Source organism: Amphibacillus sp. MSJ-3 (assembly GCF_018919165.1).
In the GTDB taxonomy this organism is placed as follows: domain Bacteria; phylum Bacillota; class Bacilli; order Bacillales; family Amphibacillaceae; genus Amphibacillus.
The window spans coordinates 111,236-128,664 of the sequence record NZ_JAHLQM010000001.1; the positions used below are offsets into that span (position 1 = coordinate 111,236).

Annotated in this window: 16 protein-coding genes and 2 other annotated features; of the genes, 1 reads left to right on the forward strand and 15 read right to left on the reverse strand. The window is 35.1% G+C overall.

All coding sequences use genetic code 11. The features are described from left to right. Positions 1 to 35 precede the first annotated feature (35 nt). The 4 genes from infC to ytxC all read right to left on the reverse strand — a co-directional run bounded on the left by infC (position 36) and on the right by ytxC (position 4,648). Positions 36 to 539 (reverse strand): translation initiation factor IF-3, encoded by a 504-nt coding sequence (infC, locus tag KQI76_RS00530; RefSeq protein ID WP_216398419.1) that lies wholly within the window; start codon positions 537 to 539, stop codon positions 36 to 38. 179 nt (positions 540 to 718) lie between these two features. Beyond that, positions 719 to 846, reverse strand: a sequence feature (ribosomal protein L20 leader region). A 45-nt stretch (positions 847 to 891) separates the two neighbouring features. Further along, positions 892 to 1,224 (reverse strand): hypothetical protein, encoded by a 333-nt coding sequence (locus KQI76_RS00535; protein ID WP_216398348.1) that lies wholly within the window; start codon positions 1,222 to 1,224, stop codon positions 892 to 894. A 299-nt stretch (positions 1,225 to 1,523) separates the two neighbouring features. Then, positions 1,524 to 3,470, reverse strand: a complete 1,947-nt coding sequence (gene thrS / locus KQI76_RS00540; RefSeq protein WP_216398349.1) for a threonine--tRNA ligase — start codon at positions 3,468 to 3,470, stop codon at positions 1,524 to 1,526. Between the two features lie 68 nt (positions 3,471 to 3,538). Further along, positions 3,539 to 3,777 (reverse strand) — a binding site (T-box leader). Between the two features lie 73 nt (positions 3,778 to 3,850). Continuing rightward, the gene (gene ytxC / locus KQI76_RS00545; protein ID WP_216398350.1) at positions 3,851 to 4,648 is read right to left on the reverse strand and encodes a putative sporulation protein YtxC; all 798 of its coding nucleotides are present in this window, start codon (positions 4,646 to 4,648) and stop codon (positions 3,851 to 3,853) included. A 124-nt stretch (positions 4,649 to 4,772) separates the two neighbouring features. Between ytxC and KQI76_RS00550 the strand changes: the two genes are divergently transcribed. Then, positions 4,773 to 4,928, forward strand: coding sequence for a hypothetical protein (locus KQI76_RS00550; protein WP_216398351.1), 156 nt, complete (start codon positions 4,773 to 4,775; stop codon positions 4,926 to 4,928). 470 nt (positions 4,929 to 5,398) lie between these two features. Here the strand turns inward: KQI76_RS00550 and dnaI are convergent, their stop codons facing one another. The 11 genes from dnaI to icd all read right to left on the reverse strand — a co-directional run bounded on the left by dnaI (position 5,399) and on the right by icd (position 17,351). Further along, entirely contained in the window at positions 5,399 to 6,328 is a 930-nt protein-coding gene (gene dnaI / locus KQI76_RS00555; RefSeq protein WP_216398352.1) for a primosomal protein DnaI, read from the reverse strand. A gap of 12 nt (positions 6,329 to 6,340) precedes the next feature. Next, positions 6,341 to 7,675, reverse strand: a complete 1,335-nt coding sequence (locus tag KQI76_RS00560; protein ID WP_216398353.1) for a replication initiation and membrane attachment family protein — start codon at positions 7,673 to 7,675, stop codon at positions 6,341 to 6,343. A gap of 63 nt (positions 7,676 to 7,738) precedes the next feature. Beyond that, the gene (gene nrdR / locus KQI76_RS00565) at positions 7,739 to 8,209 is read right to left on the reverse strand and encodes a transcriptional regulator NrdR (protein WP_216398354.1); all 471 of its coding nucleotides are present in this window, start codon (positions 8,207 to 8,209) and stop codon (positions 7,739 to 7,741) included. Between the two features lie 25 nt (positions 8,210 to 8,234). Beyond that, positions 8,235 to 8,627: a cytosolic protein gene (locus KQI76_RS00570; protein WP_216398355.1), complete on the reverse strand. Its 393-nt coding sequence runs from the start codon at positions 8,625 to 8,627 to the stop codon at positions 8,235 to 8,237. A 109-nt stretch (positions 8,628 to 8,736) separates the two neighbouring features. After that, positions 8,737 to 9,363 (reverse strand): dephospho-CoA kinase, encoded by a 627-nt coding sequence (gene coaE, locus KQI76_RS00575; protein ID WP_216398356.1) that lies wholly within the window; start codon positions 9,361 to 9,363, stop codon positions 8,737 to 8,739. Between the two features lie 134 nt (positions 9,364 to 9,497). Then, on the reverse strand, positions 9,498 to 10,124 hold the full coding sequence (gene ytaF / locus KQI76_RS00580) for a sporulation membrane protein YtaF (protein ID WP_216398357.1): 627 nt from the start codon (positions 10,122 to 10,124) through the stop codon (positions 9,498 to 9,500). Positions 10,125 to 10,207: 83 nt separating this feature from the next. Beyond that, positions 10,208 to 11,038: a DNA-formamidopyrimidine glycosylase gene (gene mutM, locus KQI76_RS00585; RefSeq protein ID WP_216398358.1), complete on the reverse strand. Its 831-nt coding sequence runs from the start codon at positions 11,036 to 11,038 to the stop codon at positions 10,208 to 10,210. A 14-nt stretch (positions 11,039 to 11,052) separates the two neighbouring features. Continuing rightward, positions 11,053 to 13,695, reverse strand: a complete 2,643-nt coding sequence (gene polA / locus KQI76_RS00590) for a DNA polymerase I (RefSeq protein ID WP_216398359.1) — start codon at positions 13,693 to 13,695, stop codon at positions 11,053 to 11,055. A 138-nt stretch (positions 13,696 to 13,833) separates the two neighbouring features. Then, entirely contained in the window at positions 13,834 to 15,210 is a 1,377-nt protein-coding gene (gene pnpS / locus KQI76_RS00595) for a two-component system histidine kinase PnpS (RefSeq protein ID WP_253288734.1), read from the reverse strand. Further along, entirely contained in the window at positions 15,207 to 15,902 is a 696-nt protein-coding gene (locus KQI76_RS00600; protein ID WP_216398360.1) for a response regulator transcription factor, read from the reverse strand. The genes pnpS and KQI76_RS00600 overlap by 4 nt, the downstream gene beginning before the upstream one ends. 177 nt (positions 15,903 to 16,079) lie before the next feature. Next, positions 16,080 to 17,351 (reverse strand): NADP-dependent isocitrate dehydrogenase, encoded by a 1,272-nt coding sequence (icd, locus tag KQI76_RS00605; protein ID WP_216398361.1) that lies wholly within the window; start codon positions 17,349 to 17,351, stop codon positions 16,080 to 16,082. Between the last annotated feature and the right edge of the window lie 78 nt (positions 17,352 to 17,429).

The window sequence follows — 17,429 nt, forward strand, 5'->3', positions numbered from 1 at the left end:
GATTTGTTCCTCCTTAAAAACAAATAAATTAAGTCTTAGTTTTCTTTAATAGGCGCTAGCGTTAAGAACATGCTTCGGCCTTCCATTTTCGCTTTTTGTTCAACAGTTGATAAATCTTTACATGCGTCTGCCATTCGTTCAAGAACATCACGACCAAGCTCTTTATGAGTAATTGCACGGCCACGAAAACGAATCGAAACTTTAACCTTATCGCCCTTTTCTAAAAACTTCCGTGCGTTACGAAGCTTCGTATTAAAGTCATGGTCTTCAATACCTGGACTCAAACGGACTTCCTTTACATTAATTACTTTTTGTTTTTTACGTGCTTCTTTTTCTTTCTTCTGTTGTTCAAAGCGATATTTACCGTAATCCATAATACGACATACGGGTGGCTTTGCATTTGGAGCAACAAGTACTAAATCCAAATTACGGGTTGCTGCAATTTCCAAAGCCTCTTGACGAGATTTAACACCTAGTTGATCCCCATTTGAATCAATTAATCGAACTTCACGTGCACGAATCCCCTCATTAACATTCATTTCTTTGCTAATAGCCATCCACCTCCGGAATATTTTAAAAGCGTATGAACTGTTGACCAGTTATTTTATGATAAAATAACTTGACCTCTTTCGAAAGTCATCTGACAAGATTAACGTATCAACATGACGATACAGATTATATTGGCTCTTCAACACTGCACTTTCATATTGTAATAAAGATAAATAAAAAAGTGTCGGCACATATGCACCCACACTTATCCTGTAATAATCAGAATACTATTTAAGCGACCTGGTAACTACATTGCTGTGTCAAACAGGCGAGAAGCGGGTGCCTCTACTTGTCAATAGATCATATTCAATTTCACACTAAATTAGTCTAACATGTTAAGATTTATCTGTCAAACTTTTTTAGTGGATATTCATAGACAAAATATGAATAGAGACGATAAGCAATTGGGATTAAACTAAAGAAAAATAAAAAAGCAAGTTTTTTATAAGAAACAAGACTGATCATGGCAATAAGGATTGCGACTATAAATCCAATATTACCAGCCCAACCATTAAGAGGGCGCCCAGATAAAAAGAAACCTGGTCCTCCTTTTAAATCTCTCATATAACACTTCTCATGATAGGGTTTGACAGATAGTACGATAACATCCGTTACAAGGTCCTCTATCGTTTCAATCCTCCCATTACATTTTTCACAGATAACCTTCTTGCACATCTTTATCAAGCCTCCATATTCCCATTTTGTCTACTTTAGCAAATAAATCGCTGGTAATCATACAAGTTAATTATACCAATTTGGGAATTCACTGTAAATGGATCTATATCTGCATCATAATTAAACAACTTTATTTATGATGCAAGTGTAAGTAAAAAAGTTTAATGGGTAACTCTCCTTAAATTCAGCGATTTGTTCTCACTCTCCGATAACAATTCTTTATCAAACTTTTTTATCTCATCTAATAGAACAAAAGGATTGCTCCCATAAAAAATATCAAGAGAGCAATCCATTATATATTATTTTCTCGATTTTTCTGCTATTTCTCTTTCAACAAGCCCTTTAAAATCTTCTAAGCTTAGGTTTTCAGACTTTTGCTCACCATAACGACGAATATTAACAGCATTCTCTTCCATTTCCTTATCACCAACAACTATAGCAAATGGAATCTTTTCTGTTTGTGCTTCACGAATCTTATAACCGAGCTTCTCATCGCGTAAATCAGTTTCAACGCGCATACCAGAAAGACGAAGATCAGCTTCAATTTTCTTAGCATAATCACTATGGATATCAACAGAAACAGGAATAATTCGAGCTTGGATCGGTGCTAACCAGGTTGGAAATGCCCCCTTATATTCTTCAATTAAAAAGGCAACAAACCGTTCCATTGTTGAAACAACTCCACGATGGATAACAACTGGTCGGTGTTCCTCACCATCTTCACCAACATAAGTGAGGTCAAATCTTTCCGCAGCCTGATAATCTAGTTGAACAGTAGAAAGTGTTTCATCTTTTCCTAAAGCTGTTTTTACTTGTACATCAAGTTTTGGACCATAAAAAGCAGCTTCCCCTATCGCTTCAACATAGTCTAAATTCATTTCCTCCATTGTTTCTTTCAGTGTTGCTTGTGCCAATTCCCACATTTCATCATTATCAATATATTTCTCTTTATCTTCAGGATCACGATAAGATAAACGGAAATAATAGTCTTCAATTCCGAAATCACGATAAACATTTTGCACAAGTTCAACAGTGCGAACAAATTCATCTTTTAACTGATCTGGACGAGCAAAGATATGGGCATCATTCAATGTCATTGCTCGAACACGTTGTAAACCTGCTAATGCTCCTGACATCTCATAACGATGCATCATACCCAGTTCAGCGATTCGAACAGGTAAATGGCGGTAACTATACAATTGATTTTTATAAACCATCATATGATGCGGACAGTTCATTGGTCGGAGCACAAGATCTTCATTATCCATCTCTAGTATTGGAAACATATCATCCTTGTAATGATCCATATGACCACTTGTTTTATAAAGCTCAACATTCCCTAAAATAGGTGTATAGACATGATCATAGCCCAGTCGCTCCTCAATATCGACAATATAACGTTCAATAATCCGACGAATTGTTGCCCCTTTAGGTAACCAGATTGGAAGACCTTGCCCTACCTTTTGTGAAATTGTAAATAACTTAAGTTCTTTCCCTAATTTTCGATGATCACGTTCTTTTCTTTCTTCAAGCAAGCGCAAATGTTCATCTAATTCAGCTTGCTTATTAAAGACTGTTCCATAAATACGTTGAAGCATTTTATTATTACTATCTCCACGCCAATACGCCCCTGAAATACTTAACAATTTAAAGACTTTGATTTTACTTGTAGAAGGAACATGAACACCACGGCATAAATCAAAAAATTCACCTTGTTCATATATCGTTACTTTTTCATCAGCTGGAATAGCATCAAGCAATTCAAGTTTAAGCTCATCATTAATTGCTTTAAAACGTGCTTTCGCTTTTTCACGACTTACTTCTATCCGTTTTATCTCTAAATTTTCATCAATAATTCGTTTCATTTCTTTTTCTATTTTTGGGAGATCCTCAGGAGTTAAAGAATGTTCCATGTCAATATCATAATAGAATCCATCTTCAATTGTTGGCCCTACACCTAATTTAACATTCTCGCCATACAAACGTTTAATCGCTTGTGCCATGACATGTGCTGTTGAATGACGCATGATTTCAAGACCTTCGGGTTGTTTGTTTGTAATAATCGAAATTTCACCATCGTGTGGTAAAGGTGTTTTTAAATCATAAAAGTTTTGGTCTAAAGTAACTGCTAGTGCCTGTTTTCTTAAACCTGGTGAAATGGATTGTGCAATGTCTTCACCGGTTGTTCCTTGTGGGAATTCCTTCTTTGCTCCATCTGGGAAAGTAATCACTAATTGTTTGTCCATTGCTTTGTTCGCTCCTTTATATATTTGATCAATTCAATAAAAAAATGCCCATCCCTCTGCGTTATTCGCAAAGGGACAAGCATTGGCTCGTGGTTCCACCCTTGTTCCCAAACCATACTTTTTAAAAAAAGAAATACGTTTGGCTTTACAAGATCTGTAACGTAGATAGACGCCATCTCCTAATAAAAAGTTCAGAAATGGAGTTCAGAGGTGGTAATCATCAGTTGAACGAACAGGAAGATTTCAGCATAACTTCCCTCTCTTGTGAACGTCAAGCTAACAATCTTGTCCTCATCAAGACTTTTAAATATCGAATATGACTAGTATTATATAGTTTTTGTGAAAAAAAAGCAAGTAATTTTTTCTTTCAGACTAAAGATTTAGGAATCACCAAAAGGGAAAAACTGATTTCGAACAATCATAATACGTTCATCAAAAATATTTTGTAAAGATGTCAAAACAGGATCTGTCTCATCATCCGGATATATTAAGATTTGTTTGGGATTTAAAGCAAGAAAAGGACTAATTTGATGCTCATTATGGGCAAATTGATAAATATGAATAGGCGTTTCCAATAATTGATTGTCTAATTCTTGCTTTGAATACCTCCTACCATTATCATCATAAATGATGACCTCATCCTTTTTCCATTTTACAAAGCAAAGTGGGCCGATTTCGCATTTCTTAACGTATTCCCTCAAGGATTGTAAAAAAACTTGATATTGCTCGTCTTGTTTCTTTTCATCGATAGCCCGAGCTGTTACCTCTTCTAAAAGCCATCCTGCTTGAGCAAAAAAGTTTTGTTTTTGTTCACCATAATCAAAATTTAATTGATCCTGCTCTAAATGAAAATATTGTTTCATTGTTTCACGCAAATCTGTTAAAAAACTCACCTTTTCATAATGATCTGTTAAGAGCATTTGAGCTGCAAAAGCCAAAATTGTATTCATCTCATCAAAATCAAAATAATAGTATTGATTGATTAAACGTTCAATTAACAAGGGCTTTAAATCAACATAATAAAACATTTGACATAGCGTTTGACTTATTTTTTCATTATTTTGATCTAAAATCTCAAGTTCATAATCATTTATCACTCGCCAGACTAGATGTTCTTCTCTCAACTTATCTTTAAACATTGTTTGATCCAATTCATGATCAAATTTAATTTTCACCATTTAATCTCACCCATCTCTTCTAACACTGTTATATTGTATGGGTGCTTTTTTGAAAAAATGATTAATTGAATCAATTTCATCATATAAAACTCAGGCAAGAAAAAGAATAATTACATATGAGGTCATGGAATTATCTAAGAATGAGGCCTCCTATCAAGCGATTGGAATGGTGGGTGGTGACTTCTTGAAAAAGCAATTCTTTAAAATTAAAAAAGTCCCTAAAATTCCTGAAGGATTTGTCATTCAGGATAATAGTGAAATAGTGAACTTGACATTATAGAACCGATCACAATCATTGCGGATGGTAATGTAAAAAAGAAATTAACTATAGAAAACAATCTAGAGATTGAAAGGGAGATTGAGGATTACGATGTTCAATGATCTAAACCTCCCCTAACCTTAGTCAGAGGGGGTTAGCCTTCCTGAACAGGGGTTCACTTTATCCACTACAACCATCAGTAAGACTCTCACTTCAGGAGTTTGAAGGAAAGTAAGCATTGCAAATGGGGAGTCAACTGACAGTATGGTCCCGATGATTGGTTCAAGGGCCTTTAGGGCATCCCCTTGTGGTAATAACTAATGTTTTCGCTGGGAAGAGTATCTGTAAATCACTTTGATGGGACGTGTAATCGCTATCCCATTCCCAATCAGTGAGTATAGGAGAAGGCAGGCTAAAGCCTCCAGGTCCTGTGGTAAGGTCTGCATGACCTAGGTCCTGTAGACCCAAACCTCACTGATTGAAGTTTCACTTTATCTTTGATTCTCCCCATTAATTTCAATTGGCTTACTAACTTGCCGGATTCGTTCAATGATTCGCCCTGCCTTTAATTGTTCAATATCTCCTCTTGATGTAGTAGATAAATGTTTTTCCAATTGATCTAGGGAGTAGTTTGAACTAAAAAAGGTTGGTAAGCCCTCCATCATTCGGTATTGTAAAATTGACCCCAGCACTTCATCTCTGAACCAGGCGGACAAAGACTCCGCTCCAATATCGTCAATCATCAGCACAGGTATCTTCTTGAATTGATCAATTTTCTCACCAACAGAGTCATCTTTAAAAGACGATTTAATTTCCCGAACAAATTCAGGCATATAAATGAGCATTGATGCTATCTTTTTATCAGCTAATTCATTTGCTATTGCTCCCAGAAAGTAGGTCTTCCCAACACCAAATGGCCCATGAAAATAAAGACCTTTCGAAGGGAGTTCGCTATCTACTTTATTTAAAAACTGTGAAATTGCAACGATGGCTTGATAACGTGCTGGATCATCGCCGTATATATCAGCAATAGATGCCTGCAGGATTTCCTTTGGCATATGCAAGCTTTTAATTAAGGCTAAACGTTCCTGTTGCTCTTCACGTAAAATGGTATATTTACATTTTTCATAGGTAAGGTGAATATTGGTCCCATCCACTTCAATGCGGGGCTTATATCCAGGGAGAATATTATTTGAACAGCCACCTTCAGGACAGTTCCGACAATCTTTATTTTGTGATTGATATTCATACAATTTAATCAATTGTCGATCAATCGCTTGATCATCTAACTGCGGGTGTTCACTTAGCAGTTGTTGAATGTCGGGATCATTCATGATATCTGATCGCATTTGTTGATAGACATCTTGAAAGGATTGTTTGTCTTTCATCCACTTTTTTAATGATGCTTGGATCGACTCCATATTTCCCCACCTCTACTCATTCGTTTTTTTATTTTTAAAGGCCTTTAAGATTTCATTAATATCTTGATCAGACTCAACGGGTGATGTTGTTTGCTTTTTTTGATTTTTCTTTTGCTTTTTAAACCAATCGGGAACAATGTCCTGATTATTTTTCGGACGATAGTAATTTGCTTGTTTCTTCTGATCCCATTGTTGGTATTTATTATTTTCGGATTTAGCTAAAGTCATTGCCTGCTGAACTGTTTTGACATTTTTTCTTGACCAATGACTAGCAATCTTCTCCAAATAGGATTTTGTCAATTTCATATCTGTTTTAAGCATAACATAATGGATCAGAACATTCATCACACCTGGTTCAAGACCTTGTGAATCCATCACATTGGCAACCATCTTTAAGTCTTGCTGAGAGGCTTGATGTCCATTTGATAAGTCTTCCAATAATTCCTTTGGACTTATCGTTTCCATTCGTTCAATGAATAATTCTTTTTTTGTTTTTTGACGTTGATCGGTTGTTTTTAACTTATCTCTTTGATTTACAACATTGATTTGCTCTGGCAAAACTTCTACTAAATCTAAACAAGCCAACTTAAATTCCTCTCGATTCAATTCATGATCACTTGATATTGACCATTGAATTGCCTTATCCAATTGTGTTGATGTTAACTGATAAAAAGCGGCCATTTGTGTAATTAACTTACGGTTTTCAACGGAAAGTATTTTATCTGCTGGTAACATTCGATCCTCTAGCATCTTTTCGATCCATTTCCAATCCAATTCGATATCATCTAAGGCGATGGGATCTTCGTGTCTACCCTGCTTAACAACTTGAGTATTCTCTTGATCAACTTGTAAATTGTATGCAAATACATCAGAGAAATTTGTTGTTATATTCTTTCCTAAGTGATTTATATCATGATCTAAGGAAGTAAATATATCTTTAATCGCTTTATGCTTCTTTGGTCCGATTTGATGCAAAAGTAATTGATTTAATAGATCATTGGATAAAAACTCCCTAGTTGTTAATGGTGTAATTAATTCATAATTAAAGACAGTATAGTTCTCTTCATTTAATTGATAAGTAGTAAGTAAGCCAATTGCTTCACATTTCTTACGGGCTTGATAAATTGCATCCAATGGTTGATTTAAAACTTGCATTAACTGATGATGTGTATGTTTCTGCTCCGTTTGAAATAGATGATGTAAGGTTAAGTACAATGCCGTAGCAACCACACCAATTATTGGCTGATATAATTGATAAAGTGCCTGATAATGTTCTTGTGTTAAGCTTCCATCCTTTTTGATACTATAGTAGTCAGAGGGGAGAATTTTCCCAATTGATGGGTGCATAGTTAGCCTCCTCTATTCATTTTATTATTTCATTATAGCACAAAGAAAAAGAGCCAAATTGGCTCATTTTTTATTTTCATCAGAATAATTTATTATATCTTTCAATTCATCAAGAAAAACATTTATATCTTTAAATTGGCGATAAACAGAAGCAAAACGAACATATGCAACTTCATCAATAGTAGCTAAATGATCCATTACGAGTTCTCCTACATCCTTACTTTCTACTTCAGCTGATCCTCGACTCCGTAATTCTCTTTCAACTTCTAAGGCTAACTTTTCTAATTGTTCAAGAGAAACTGGTCTTTTTTCACAAGCTTTGATCAGCCCTCGAATGAGCTTTTCTCTACTAAAGGATTCGCGAACGCCTTCCTTTTTGATGACAATTAGTGGGACTTCTTCAATTCTCTCAAATGTGGTAAAGCGATAGCTACATGCTTCACATTCTCGTCGCCTCCTAATCGCATCCCCCTCTTCGATTGGGCGGGAGTCTAAGACACGTGTATTTTTATTTTGACAGCTTGGACACCGCATTATTTTTCATTCCCATCTTTAATTATTAAATGTAATTTTCAACATCTACGATTTGCATTTCTTTTTTCAAATCTTCATAAAACTTTGTAATAAGTTTATGGCTAAAGCCTAAATCAAATAAATGTCCCTCTGTCGTAATTGAAAAATCAATGGCCGTTTTAAATGGTTTAACCATGATAACAGTCACAATGATAAAAGCCCGGCGTTTGCCTTTAAAGTTAATACTGATTTCACCATGACGTTCTGAAGTCGAGTTAATTTTACAACCGGGTTGATTTTTAAAATAGCGAAGTAAAGTATCAAAAGCTTTATCCTTTGTGGTTTTAAAGTAATGTGTTTTTAATCCAGGATCCCAATGATTATCTCGCGATTCAGAATGATTGTTGAAATACTTATTCCATGATTCCTTAAACCCCATAAATGACACCTCGTTAATATATTTTTATCCATCCCTAAATAAAGGATTCCAATTGTTATTAAATATACTCATTAAGCTCTATTATAGCATATTTTATCCATTACTACGATTATTTTGCTGTTAGATCATCTTTATTAATAAGCTTTTTTAATTGATCTAATAATAAATAAAATTGAGCTTCTGTTTTATCTATTTCATCACTATTATCTAAAACGAAATTTGCCTTTTTAGCTTTTTGATCTATTGATATTTGAGAAGCTATCCTTTTTTTCGCTTGTTCTTCTGTTAAGTTATCTCTATTTTTTAACCGTTGCAATTGTTGAATAGGTGAAGTATATACAACAATCGTCCGATCAACAAGGTCATCTAATTGAAGTTCAAATAATAGAGGAATGTCTAAAATAATTAATTGTTCATCTTGATTAATCAATCGATCACGTTCCTGAATTATTTGTTCAATAATAATGGGGTGGAGAATACGATTCAATTGGTCACGTTTTTCTTGATCACTAAAAATAAGTTCAGCTAATTTCTTACGATCAATTGACTGGTCACGAGCTAAAATATCCTGACCAAATACTGTGATAATCTTTTGATAAGCTTCACGGCCAGGTTCTACTATCTGCCGTGAAATTAAATCAGCATCTACAAGTGGAATTCCTTCTTTTTTAAATAGTTTCGCAATCGTACTTTTTCCCGTTGCAATACTTCCCGTCAATCCAATGACAAGCGCCATATTTATCACCTAATATCTTTACAAATTAATTAGTTACAAACGTGCATCCAATTCATCCGCTTCAGTTATCCTATATAGACCCACAAACCTCTTATCTCCTAACAAAATTTAAAGTGGGAGTCTTCTAGCGTAAATCAGATAAACAATCGACTAAAGCCGATTAAAATTAGCAGGAGTCCGGGAATATAACGAACTCCCCTGTGTAATTCCTTTTGTGCAAATTGACTTCCTATAAATAAGCCCAGGGCTAAAAATATAATGGTCATCAATGAAATTAAACCAATAGCAATAACATGAATACCAACTAATGATGCTCCTAATCCAGCAACTGCTGCATCAATTGATAAAGCTAAGGCCAACCAAACCACTTCAAGTCCAGTAATATCACCTGATTGATCTAAGTCAGCAAATGCTGGTTTGTGGAAAATTTTTATCACAATGTCCATTCTTTTTAAATTTAACTGATAGCTTTTAGTTAAGCTCTGTTTTTCTTTTCCTTTATCAAAGGTGAGCAGGCTATAGCACCCTAAGCTAATTAACAAGATCGCTCCAATCACCGTCATTAGCGTCTCAGTAATTAACAGAGCAAGCACTTGGCCAGCAGCCATTGCAATACCAAAGGCTAATCCTGAGCAAATACCTATTAAAGCAATGACAATTGGAGCCAAGGTTAACTTCTTCAAACCATAAGTAAAAGCGACCATAAAACTATCGATACTCACTGCAATCCCCAAAAAAAATAAGGAGAGTATCTCTACCATCTCCACACACATCCTCTCCAAGTTCAATAAATTGACTTAGGATAGTATATGGATTGATAAAAAAAGATGTGAGTCCATTGTCTTTAGGAGATCCGTTGGCAGCTCGGACAAATGTGTGTCCCTCGATTGGAAAGTTTAAACTTTTCAATTTCACTCCCACATTTTTTGCAAGGTGAGCCCGTTTGTCCATAGACAAATAATTCTTGCTGAAACATCCCGATATCGCCATGACTATTTACATAGCTTCTTATCGTCGTGCCCCCCTGTTCAACGGCTTCTGCAAGAGTTGCTTGTGCCTCTTGCAGAATGACCATTACTTCTTCTTCCGTTAATGTTCTACCTTTACGAAGGGGATGAATACTTGATCGGAACAATGTTTCATCAACATAAATATTTCCAAGACCTGATATAACTGTTTGATCTAATAAAATATTTTTAATGGCTCGACTGCTTTTCTTGATTTTCGGGTAAATTGTAGACAAAGAATAATTTACTTCAAAGGGATCGGGGCCTAGCTGAATCAATGGCATTGCATAGCTAGCCTCTCCTTTAGGGAACAAATGCATCGTACCAAATTTACGAACATCATGATAACGTAGAGTATGTCCACTTTCAAAATGAAAGATAACATGTGTATGCTTATCCTTCTCTGTTTCAGCAGGATATACACCATATTTCCCCTCCATCCTTAAATGAGACACTAAGGAATAATGGTCTAATTCAAAGATAAGAAACTTCCCTTTCCGTTTTATATCTGTTATTTTTTCATTTTGAAGAGATTCTTTGAATTGCAATAGATCAGCTGGTCTTTTTATTATTTTTGGCCAGTATACATCCACTTTCGTAATTATTTCACCCTTAACAAGTTCTAATAATGATTTCCTAATTGTTTCTACCTCTGGTAATTCCGGCATAACTTCTTTCTCCTCTATTTTGCATCGTACCATGTCTTGCCAACAGAAGAATCAACCTTTAATGGGACAATTAATTCGACTGTTTCTTCCATAACCTTAGGTACAAGTTGTTTTAATTGTTCGACTTCATCTTTTGGTGCCTCTAAAATAAGTTCATCATGTACTTGTAATAGTAATCGTGCTGAAAGCTTTCTTGCCTTTAAAGCAAGATCTAAGTCGATCATAGCTTTTTTTATGATATCTGCAGCACTCCCCTGAATAGGTGTATTCATGGCCGTCCGTTCAGCAAAACTTCTTTGATTAAAATTACGGCTCGTAATCTCAGGTAAATAACGTCTTCGATTCATTAATGTCGTTACATAACCCGTTAATTTTGCTTGATGAACAATATCATCCATATATTTTTTTACTCCTGGATAACTTTCAAAATAACGATCGATAAATGCTTGGGCTTCCTTACGTGTAATTTTTAGATTCTGTGATAATCCATAATCACTGATTCCATAGACAATCCCAAAATTAACAGCCTTAGCTTGTCTTCTCATCAAATCATCAACTTGATCCGCTTCGATATGAAAGATATCCATCGCTGTTTGCGTATGAATATCGCGATCCTCTTTGAAAGCTGTTATTAGTTTTTCATCATTTGCAATGTGTGCTAATACACGTAATTCAATTTGTGAATAATCAAAGGCTAAAATAGACCAATCTTTTTCACTTGGGATAAATGCCTTTCTTATTTTACGTCCTTCTTCTAATCGGATCGGTATATTTTGCAAGTTAGGGTCAGTTGAACTTAAACGCCCTGTCTGTGTAAGTGCCTGGTTAAAACGTGTGTGGATTTTATTATCATTATGAATGACTTTTAATAATCCCTCGATGTAAGTCGATTGTAATTTCCCTAGCTGACGATATAATAGAATTTTTGTAATAATCGGATGTTTATCTTCTAATTTATCTAAAACATCAGCTGATGTTGAATAACCTGTTTTTGTCTTCTTAATCACAGGTAAATTCAAGTCTTCAAATAAAACGATACCTAATTGTTTAGGGGAATTGATATTGAAACTTTTCCCTGCCAATTGGTATATCTCAGTTTCAATAGTGGTTAGTCTGTCTTTTAGCTCAACCTGCATTGCATTTAATTGTTCTTGATCTACACGAACGCCCCTTGCTTCCATTTCACCTAAAATGATTGCTAGCGGTAGTTCTAGATCCCTTAATAAAGATTCTTGTTCATTTTCTTTTAATTTTACTGAGATAGCTTCTTGTAACTTGGGAAGAGCTCTCGCCTTTCGGATCACATGTTCAGCAACTTTTGCTTCTTCCGGTATCCGTAACTTAGCCCCTTTCCCATATACTTCCTCATCAAATAAAATATCTTCATAGCCTAACCGATGACTAATTGCGGGAATATCATGACTATTCTCCGCTGGATTAATCAAGTATGAAGCGAGTAATAAATCAAAGGTGATTCCCTTTACTCTGATATCGTGGCGTAATAAACTAACCATTACCTTTTTTGAATCAAAGGTTAGTTTCTTTTGTTCTGGATCTTCAAGCCAGCGCTTAAATTGATCGGAGTTTAACGCTAAATCACTTGGTATAAAATAGTAGGCTTTTTGATTGGCAAGACCAAATCCCAGGATATCTGCTTTATGATAATTATCATCTAATATTTCAACAACTAGGGTATCATTTCCAGTGAAAGTGATCTCATCAATATCCTCTACAATCTTTATCTCAAGTGAACTCAAACGCTCAGTTGAACTTCCATCTACAGTTGATTCATCACCTACTGTATCTAATAAAGATTTAAAGCCTAAATCCTTAAATAGACTGTGTAATTGATTCCGGTCATAGCCTTGATAAACCACTTGTTCTAAGTCTACCTCTACAGGAGAGTTCTGATTAATCGTTGCTAGGTCTTTACTCATAAAGGCAGATTCCTTGTAATTCGTCAAATTTTCTTTAAGTTTTTTTCCGCTGACCTCATCGAGATGTTGATAAATATTTTCTAACGTTTCAAACTGTTTCAATAACTTAATTGATGTTTTTTCACCAACACCGGGAACACCAGGAATATTATCCGAGCTATCCCCCATCAATGCTTTCATATCAATAATCTGACTGGGATCAAGCTCTAGCCTTTCTTGTAGAAACTCAGGTGTATATACATCCACTTCACTGATTCCTTTCCGAGTAATGTGAACGTGGACATCTTTAGAAACTAACTGCAACATATCCTTATCACCTGTAATGACTCGAACATCAAAACCCGATTCTGTCGCTTGTTTTGCTAAAGTACCTATTATATCATCCGCTTCATAATTTTCTAATTCATAATGAACAATCGTGCTAGCATCCAATAACTCACGAACTAAAAGAAATTGTTCTGATAACTCTGGTGGGGTCTTCTGTCTCCCACCCTTATAGTCTTTATATGTTTCATGACGGAAGGTTGTTTTGCCAGCATCGAAAGCAACAAGTATATGTGTAGGCTTCTCTTCATCTAATACGCGCATAAGCATTTTTGTAAAACCAAAAACAGCATTTGTGTATACACCTTTATCATTTGTTAATAGGGGAAGTGCAAAGAAAGCACGGTATAGAATACTATTTCCATCAATTAGAACTAGCTTTTGTTTTGAACTCATCATTAATCTCCTTTACCTTCATTACTTACTCTCTATCTTACCACGTTTAGCGGATTTAAAAATAGAAAAGTGATTTTCATATACTGGAGGGGAATTTTGGAAAAAGAAAAACGAGTTTTTCAACTCGTTTTATTTCAGTTATTTATGGATTGGCAATAAAATTCTAAAAGTAGAGCCAGCATTTAATTCGCTTTCTACCTCAATGACTCCCTTATGTGCCTCAACTATATGTTTAACAATTGCTAATCCTAGACCTGTTCCACCAGTATCTCGACTTCTAGCCTTATCTACTCGATAAAAGCGTTCAAAAATTCGATCAATCACTTCTTTCTGAATTCCTATCCCATTATCCTCTACCAATATTTCAATCCATTGGTTTGAAGGTCTGGCTGTAATAATGACAACACCATGATCCCTGGAGTAATTAATTGCATTATATAACAAGTTTAAAATAACTTGTTTTAATCGTGCCTCATCACCCATTAAGCTCAAATCCTTCGTTACCCTTAACATGAGGTGAATCCCTTTTTTCTCAGCCTGATCATTAACCATTGTAATACTATCTTCAATAAGAGTTGAAAGATCAATCTTCCTTAATTCGATATCAAATTCATCTCTTTCAAGTTTAGATAGCTCTAATAAATCATGAATCAATGTCTGCAATCGATCGCTTTCCTTGTAGATAATCGTAAGGAATTTTTGCTGAAGTGAACGATCACCGATCTCATCATCAAGCATAGTCTCAGCAAAACCTTTAATTGAAGTGATAGGTGTTTTCAATTCATGGGAAACATTCGCAACAAAGTCTTTTCGAACTTGTTCAATATGCTTTAATTCTGTAATATCATGAAAAACAAACACGAGACCACGCAATTCATTACTTTCATTAAAAAAAGGAACTGCAACAATTTCAATATAAAGGGTCTGACCATTTTTCTTTAAGGTAATTGAGTTTTTTATCGTTTCTTCATACAAAAAGACCTCTTGAACAGAATGATAAATTTTCTTTTGCTTTAGCACATTATAATAGAGTTGGTTATTCACTTCACTCTCTGTCTTATCAAATAAATCAGTGAATTTTCGATTTACAAGTTGGACATAACCATTAGTATCCAACAACATGATACCACTTTCCATATTATCAATAACTGTGTGTAATTGCCTACTATGCATTTTATCTTGCCGATTTAAATTTTGCAGATTAAAAGCCAGTTTATTGACTGCATAGCTTAAGTTTTCTGCACCATAATGTGTTTTCTCATGGGCTCTAGCGGAATAGTTACCTTTAATCAATTCCTGTAATACGATTGTAATTTTGCTAATTGGTTTAAAGTAGTTTTGGTAGATTTGATATAATAATACAACAATAACTGCATAAGCACCTATTAAAATAGTAACTACAATCGGCTGATCCCCTCCGCTTGCTAGAGGGACAAGGATAAATAACATGGCTAAAAAAACTAAAGTAACAATAGACAAATAAACAAAAAATATAAATTTGCTTGTTTTTTTCAATCGACAGGCTCCTCCATTTTATAGCCTAATCCTCTAATCGTCTTAATATATACAGGCTGCTTCGTATCTGGCTCAATTTTTTCACGAATGTGACTGACATGAACATCAACAATTCGAGTATCACCTGAAAAGTCATAATTCCACACAGCGCTAAGTAATTGATCACGTGATAGAACCTTTCCTTTGTGCTTGGCCAAATAAACCAATAGTTCGAATTCTTTCCTAGTAAAGGTTAACATCTCTTCACCAATCTTTGCCTCATATTGGTCAGGATAAATAACTAAATTGCCAATTTTAAAATTTACGGGTTCTCTTTCTGTTTGCCTGTTGGTTCGACGAAGAATTGCCTTAATACGAGCAACAACTTCTTTTGGACTAAATGGCTTTGTTAAATAATCATCAGCCCCTAACTCTAAACCTAGGACTTTATCAATTTCATCATCTTTAGCTGTAAGCATTAAGATGGGTGTATCAATTTTCTCTTGTCTTAATTTTTTACAAACATTCGTTCCTTTCATTCCTGGTAACATTAGATCGAGTACAATAAGGTCAAACGGTTCATTAATTGCTTTATCGTATGCTTCTGTTCCAGAATAGGCAACAGCTGTATCAAATCCTGCTCTTTCAATATTATATTGTAATAATGTAACGATTGATTCCTCGTCATCAACAATTAAGATCTTTTGTTTCATCGTTCTGTCCCCCCATTGTCTTTATACTAATCATACATTGTTCGTTTCAAATTGTGAATGAGTATGGCCATGCTAATATGTAAAGTTTTATTTACAATGTTAATCTTTCTTTATAATACTATTCAATATCAACATAAAAATACTGACAAACATTAGTTTATCAGTATTTTTTAAAGTTTAATTCATATTCTTAATTAACTCATCTGCAAAAACAGACGTTTTTACTTCTTTTGCCCCATCCATTAAGCGTGCAAAGTCATAAGTAACCACTTTTGAACTAATTGTTTTATTCATTGATTCTGTAATTAAGTTGGCTGCTTCATTCCAACCTAAATGTTCAAGCATTAAGACACCTGATAAAATAACTGAAGATGGATTAACCTTATCAAGCCCAGCATATTTCGGCGCAGTTCCATGAGTAGCTTCGAAAATTGCATGACCTGTTTCATAATTAATGTTAGCTCCTGGCGCTATCCCAATTCCACCAACTTGTGCCGCTAGAGCATCAGAAATATAATCACCATTTAAATTCATTGTCGCAACAACATCAAATTCTCTTGGGCGTGTTAAAATTTGTTGCAAGAAGATATCTGCAATGGCATCCTTTATAATAATCTTTCCAGCCTCTTCTGCTTGTTTTTGTGCTAAATCAGCAGCTTCTCGACCTTCTTTTTCAGCTATCTTATCGTATTCAGCCCAAGTAAAGACTTTATCACCATATTCTTTTTCAGCTAATTGATAGCCCCAATTTTTAAAGGCACCTTCTGTGTACTTCATAATATTTCCTTTATGAACAAGCGTGACACTTTGACGTCCCTCTTTGATCGCATAATCAATTGCGGCCCTTACTAGACGGTGTGTTCCCTCTTCAGATACGGGCTTGATACCAATTCCTGAGGATTCTGGGAAGCGGATATTTGTTACACCCATGTCATTTCTTAAAAACCCAATAAGTCGTTTTGCTTCTGCCGATCCCTTTTCCCACTCAATACCAGCATAAATATCTTCTGTATTTTCTCTAAAAATAACCATATCTGTATCTTCAGGTCGTTTAACAGGTGAAGGAACACCATTAAAATAACGAACTGGGCGTAGACATGTAAACAGATCTAGCTTCTGACGTAAAGCGACGTTTAGTGAACGGATTCCGCCGCCGATAGGTGTTGTTAAGGGGCCTTTGATCGCAATTTTATATTCTCGAATAGCATCAAGTGTTTCTTCTGGTAGCCATTCCCCAGTCGTTTCATATGCTTTTTCACCAGCTAGGACTTCTTTCCATACAATACTTCTTTCACCGTTATAAGCCTTCTCTACAGCTGCCTCTAAAACACGACTAGAAGCTGCCCATATATCTGGTCCAGTTCCGTCTCCTTCAATAAATGGAATAATGACATGATTAGGTGTATTTAACACACCATTTTCTACAATAACTTTTTCTCCTTTTGACATAAAAAGTACCTCCTAAAATATTTGAAAAGTAAATCTTCCCTCAGTGGAAACTTCATCCTAACTGAGGGTTAGATGAAC

What these genes read in the sequence shown, in the direction of transcription:
- infC (WP_216398419.1), bottom strand. Translation starts at nt 539, where the DNA reads ATGAATGTTAATGAGGGGATTCGTGCACGTGAAGTTCGATTAATTGAT.
- KQI76_RS00535 (WP_216398348.1), bottom strand. Translation starts at nt 1,224, where the DNA reads ATGTGCAAGAAGGTTATCTGTGAAAAATGTAATGGGAGGATTGAAACG.
- thrS (WP_216398349.1), bottom strand. Translation starts at nt 3,470, where the DNA reads ATGGACAAACAATTAGTGATTACTTTCCCAGATGGAGCAAAGAAGGAA.
- ytxC (WP_216398350.1), bottom strand. Translation starts at nt 4,648, where the DNA reads ATGGTGAAAATTAAATTTGATCATGAATTGGATCAAACAATGTTTAAA.
- KQI76_RS00550 (WP_216398351.1), top strand. Translation starts at nt 4,773, where the DNA reads ATGGAATTATCTAAGAATGAGGCCTCCTATCAAGCGATTGGAATGGTG.
- dnaI (WP_216398352.1), bottom strand. Translation starts at nt 6,328, where the DNA reads ATGGAGTCGATCCAAGCATCATTAAAAAAGTGGATGAAAGACAAACAA.
- KQI76_RS00560 (WP_216398353.1), bottom strand. Translation starts at nt 7,675, where the DNA reads ATGCACCCATCAATTGGGAAAATTCTCCCCTCTGACTACTATAGTATC.
- nrdR (WP_216398354.1), bottom strand. Translation starts at nt 8,209, where the DNA reads ATGCGGTGTCCAAGCTGTCAAAATAAAAATACACGTGTCTTAGACTCC.
- KQI76_RS00570 (WP_216398355.1), bottom strand. Translation starts at nt 8,627, where the DNA reads ATGGGGTTTAAGGAATCATGGAATAAGTATTTCAACAATCATTCTGAA.
- coaE (WP_216398356.1), bottom strand. Translation starts at nt 9,363, where the DNA reads ATGGCGCTTGTCATTGGATTGACGGGAAGTATTGCAACGGGAAAAAGT.
- ytaF (WP_216398357.1), bottom strand. Translation starts at nt 10,124, where the DNA reads ATGGTAGAGATACTCTCCTTATTTTTTTTGGGGATTGCAGTGAGTATC.
- mutM (WP_216398358.1), bottom strand. Translation starts at nt 11,038, where the DNA reads ATGCCGGAATTACCAGAGGTAGAAACAATTAGGAAATCATTATTAGAA.
- polA (WP_216398359.1), bottom strand. Translation starts at nt 13,695, where the DNA reads ATGAGTTCAAAACAAAAGCTAGTTCTAATTGATGGAAATAGTATTCTA.
- KQI76_RS00600 (WP_216398360.1), bottom strand. Translation starts at nt 15,902, where the DNA reads ATGAAACAAAAGATCTTAATTGTTGATGACGAGGAATCAATCGTTACA.
- icd (WP_216398361.1), bottom strand. Translation starts at nt 17,351, where the DNA reads ATGTCAAAAGGAGAAAAAGTTATTGTAGAAAATGGTGTGTTAAATACA.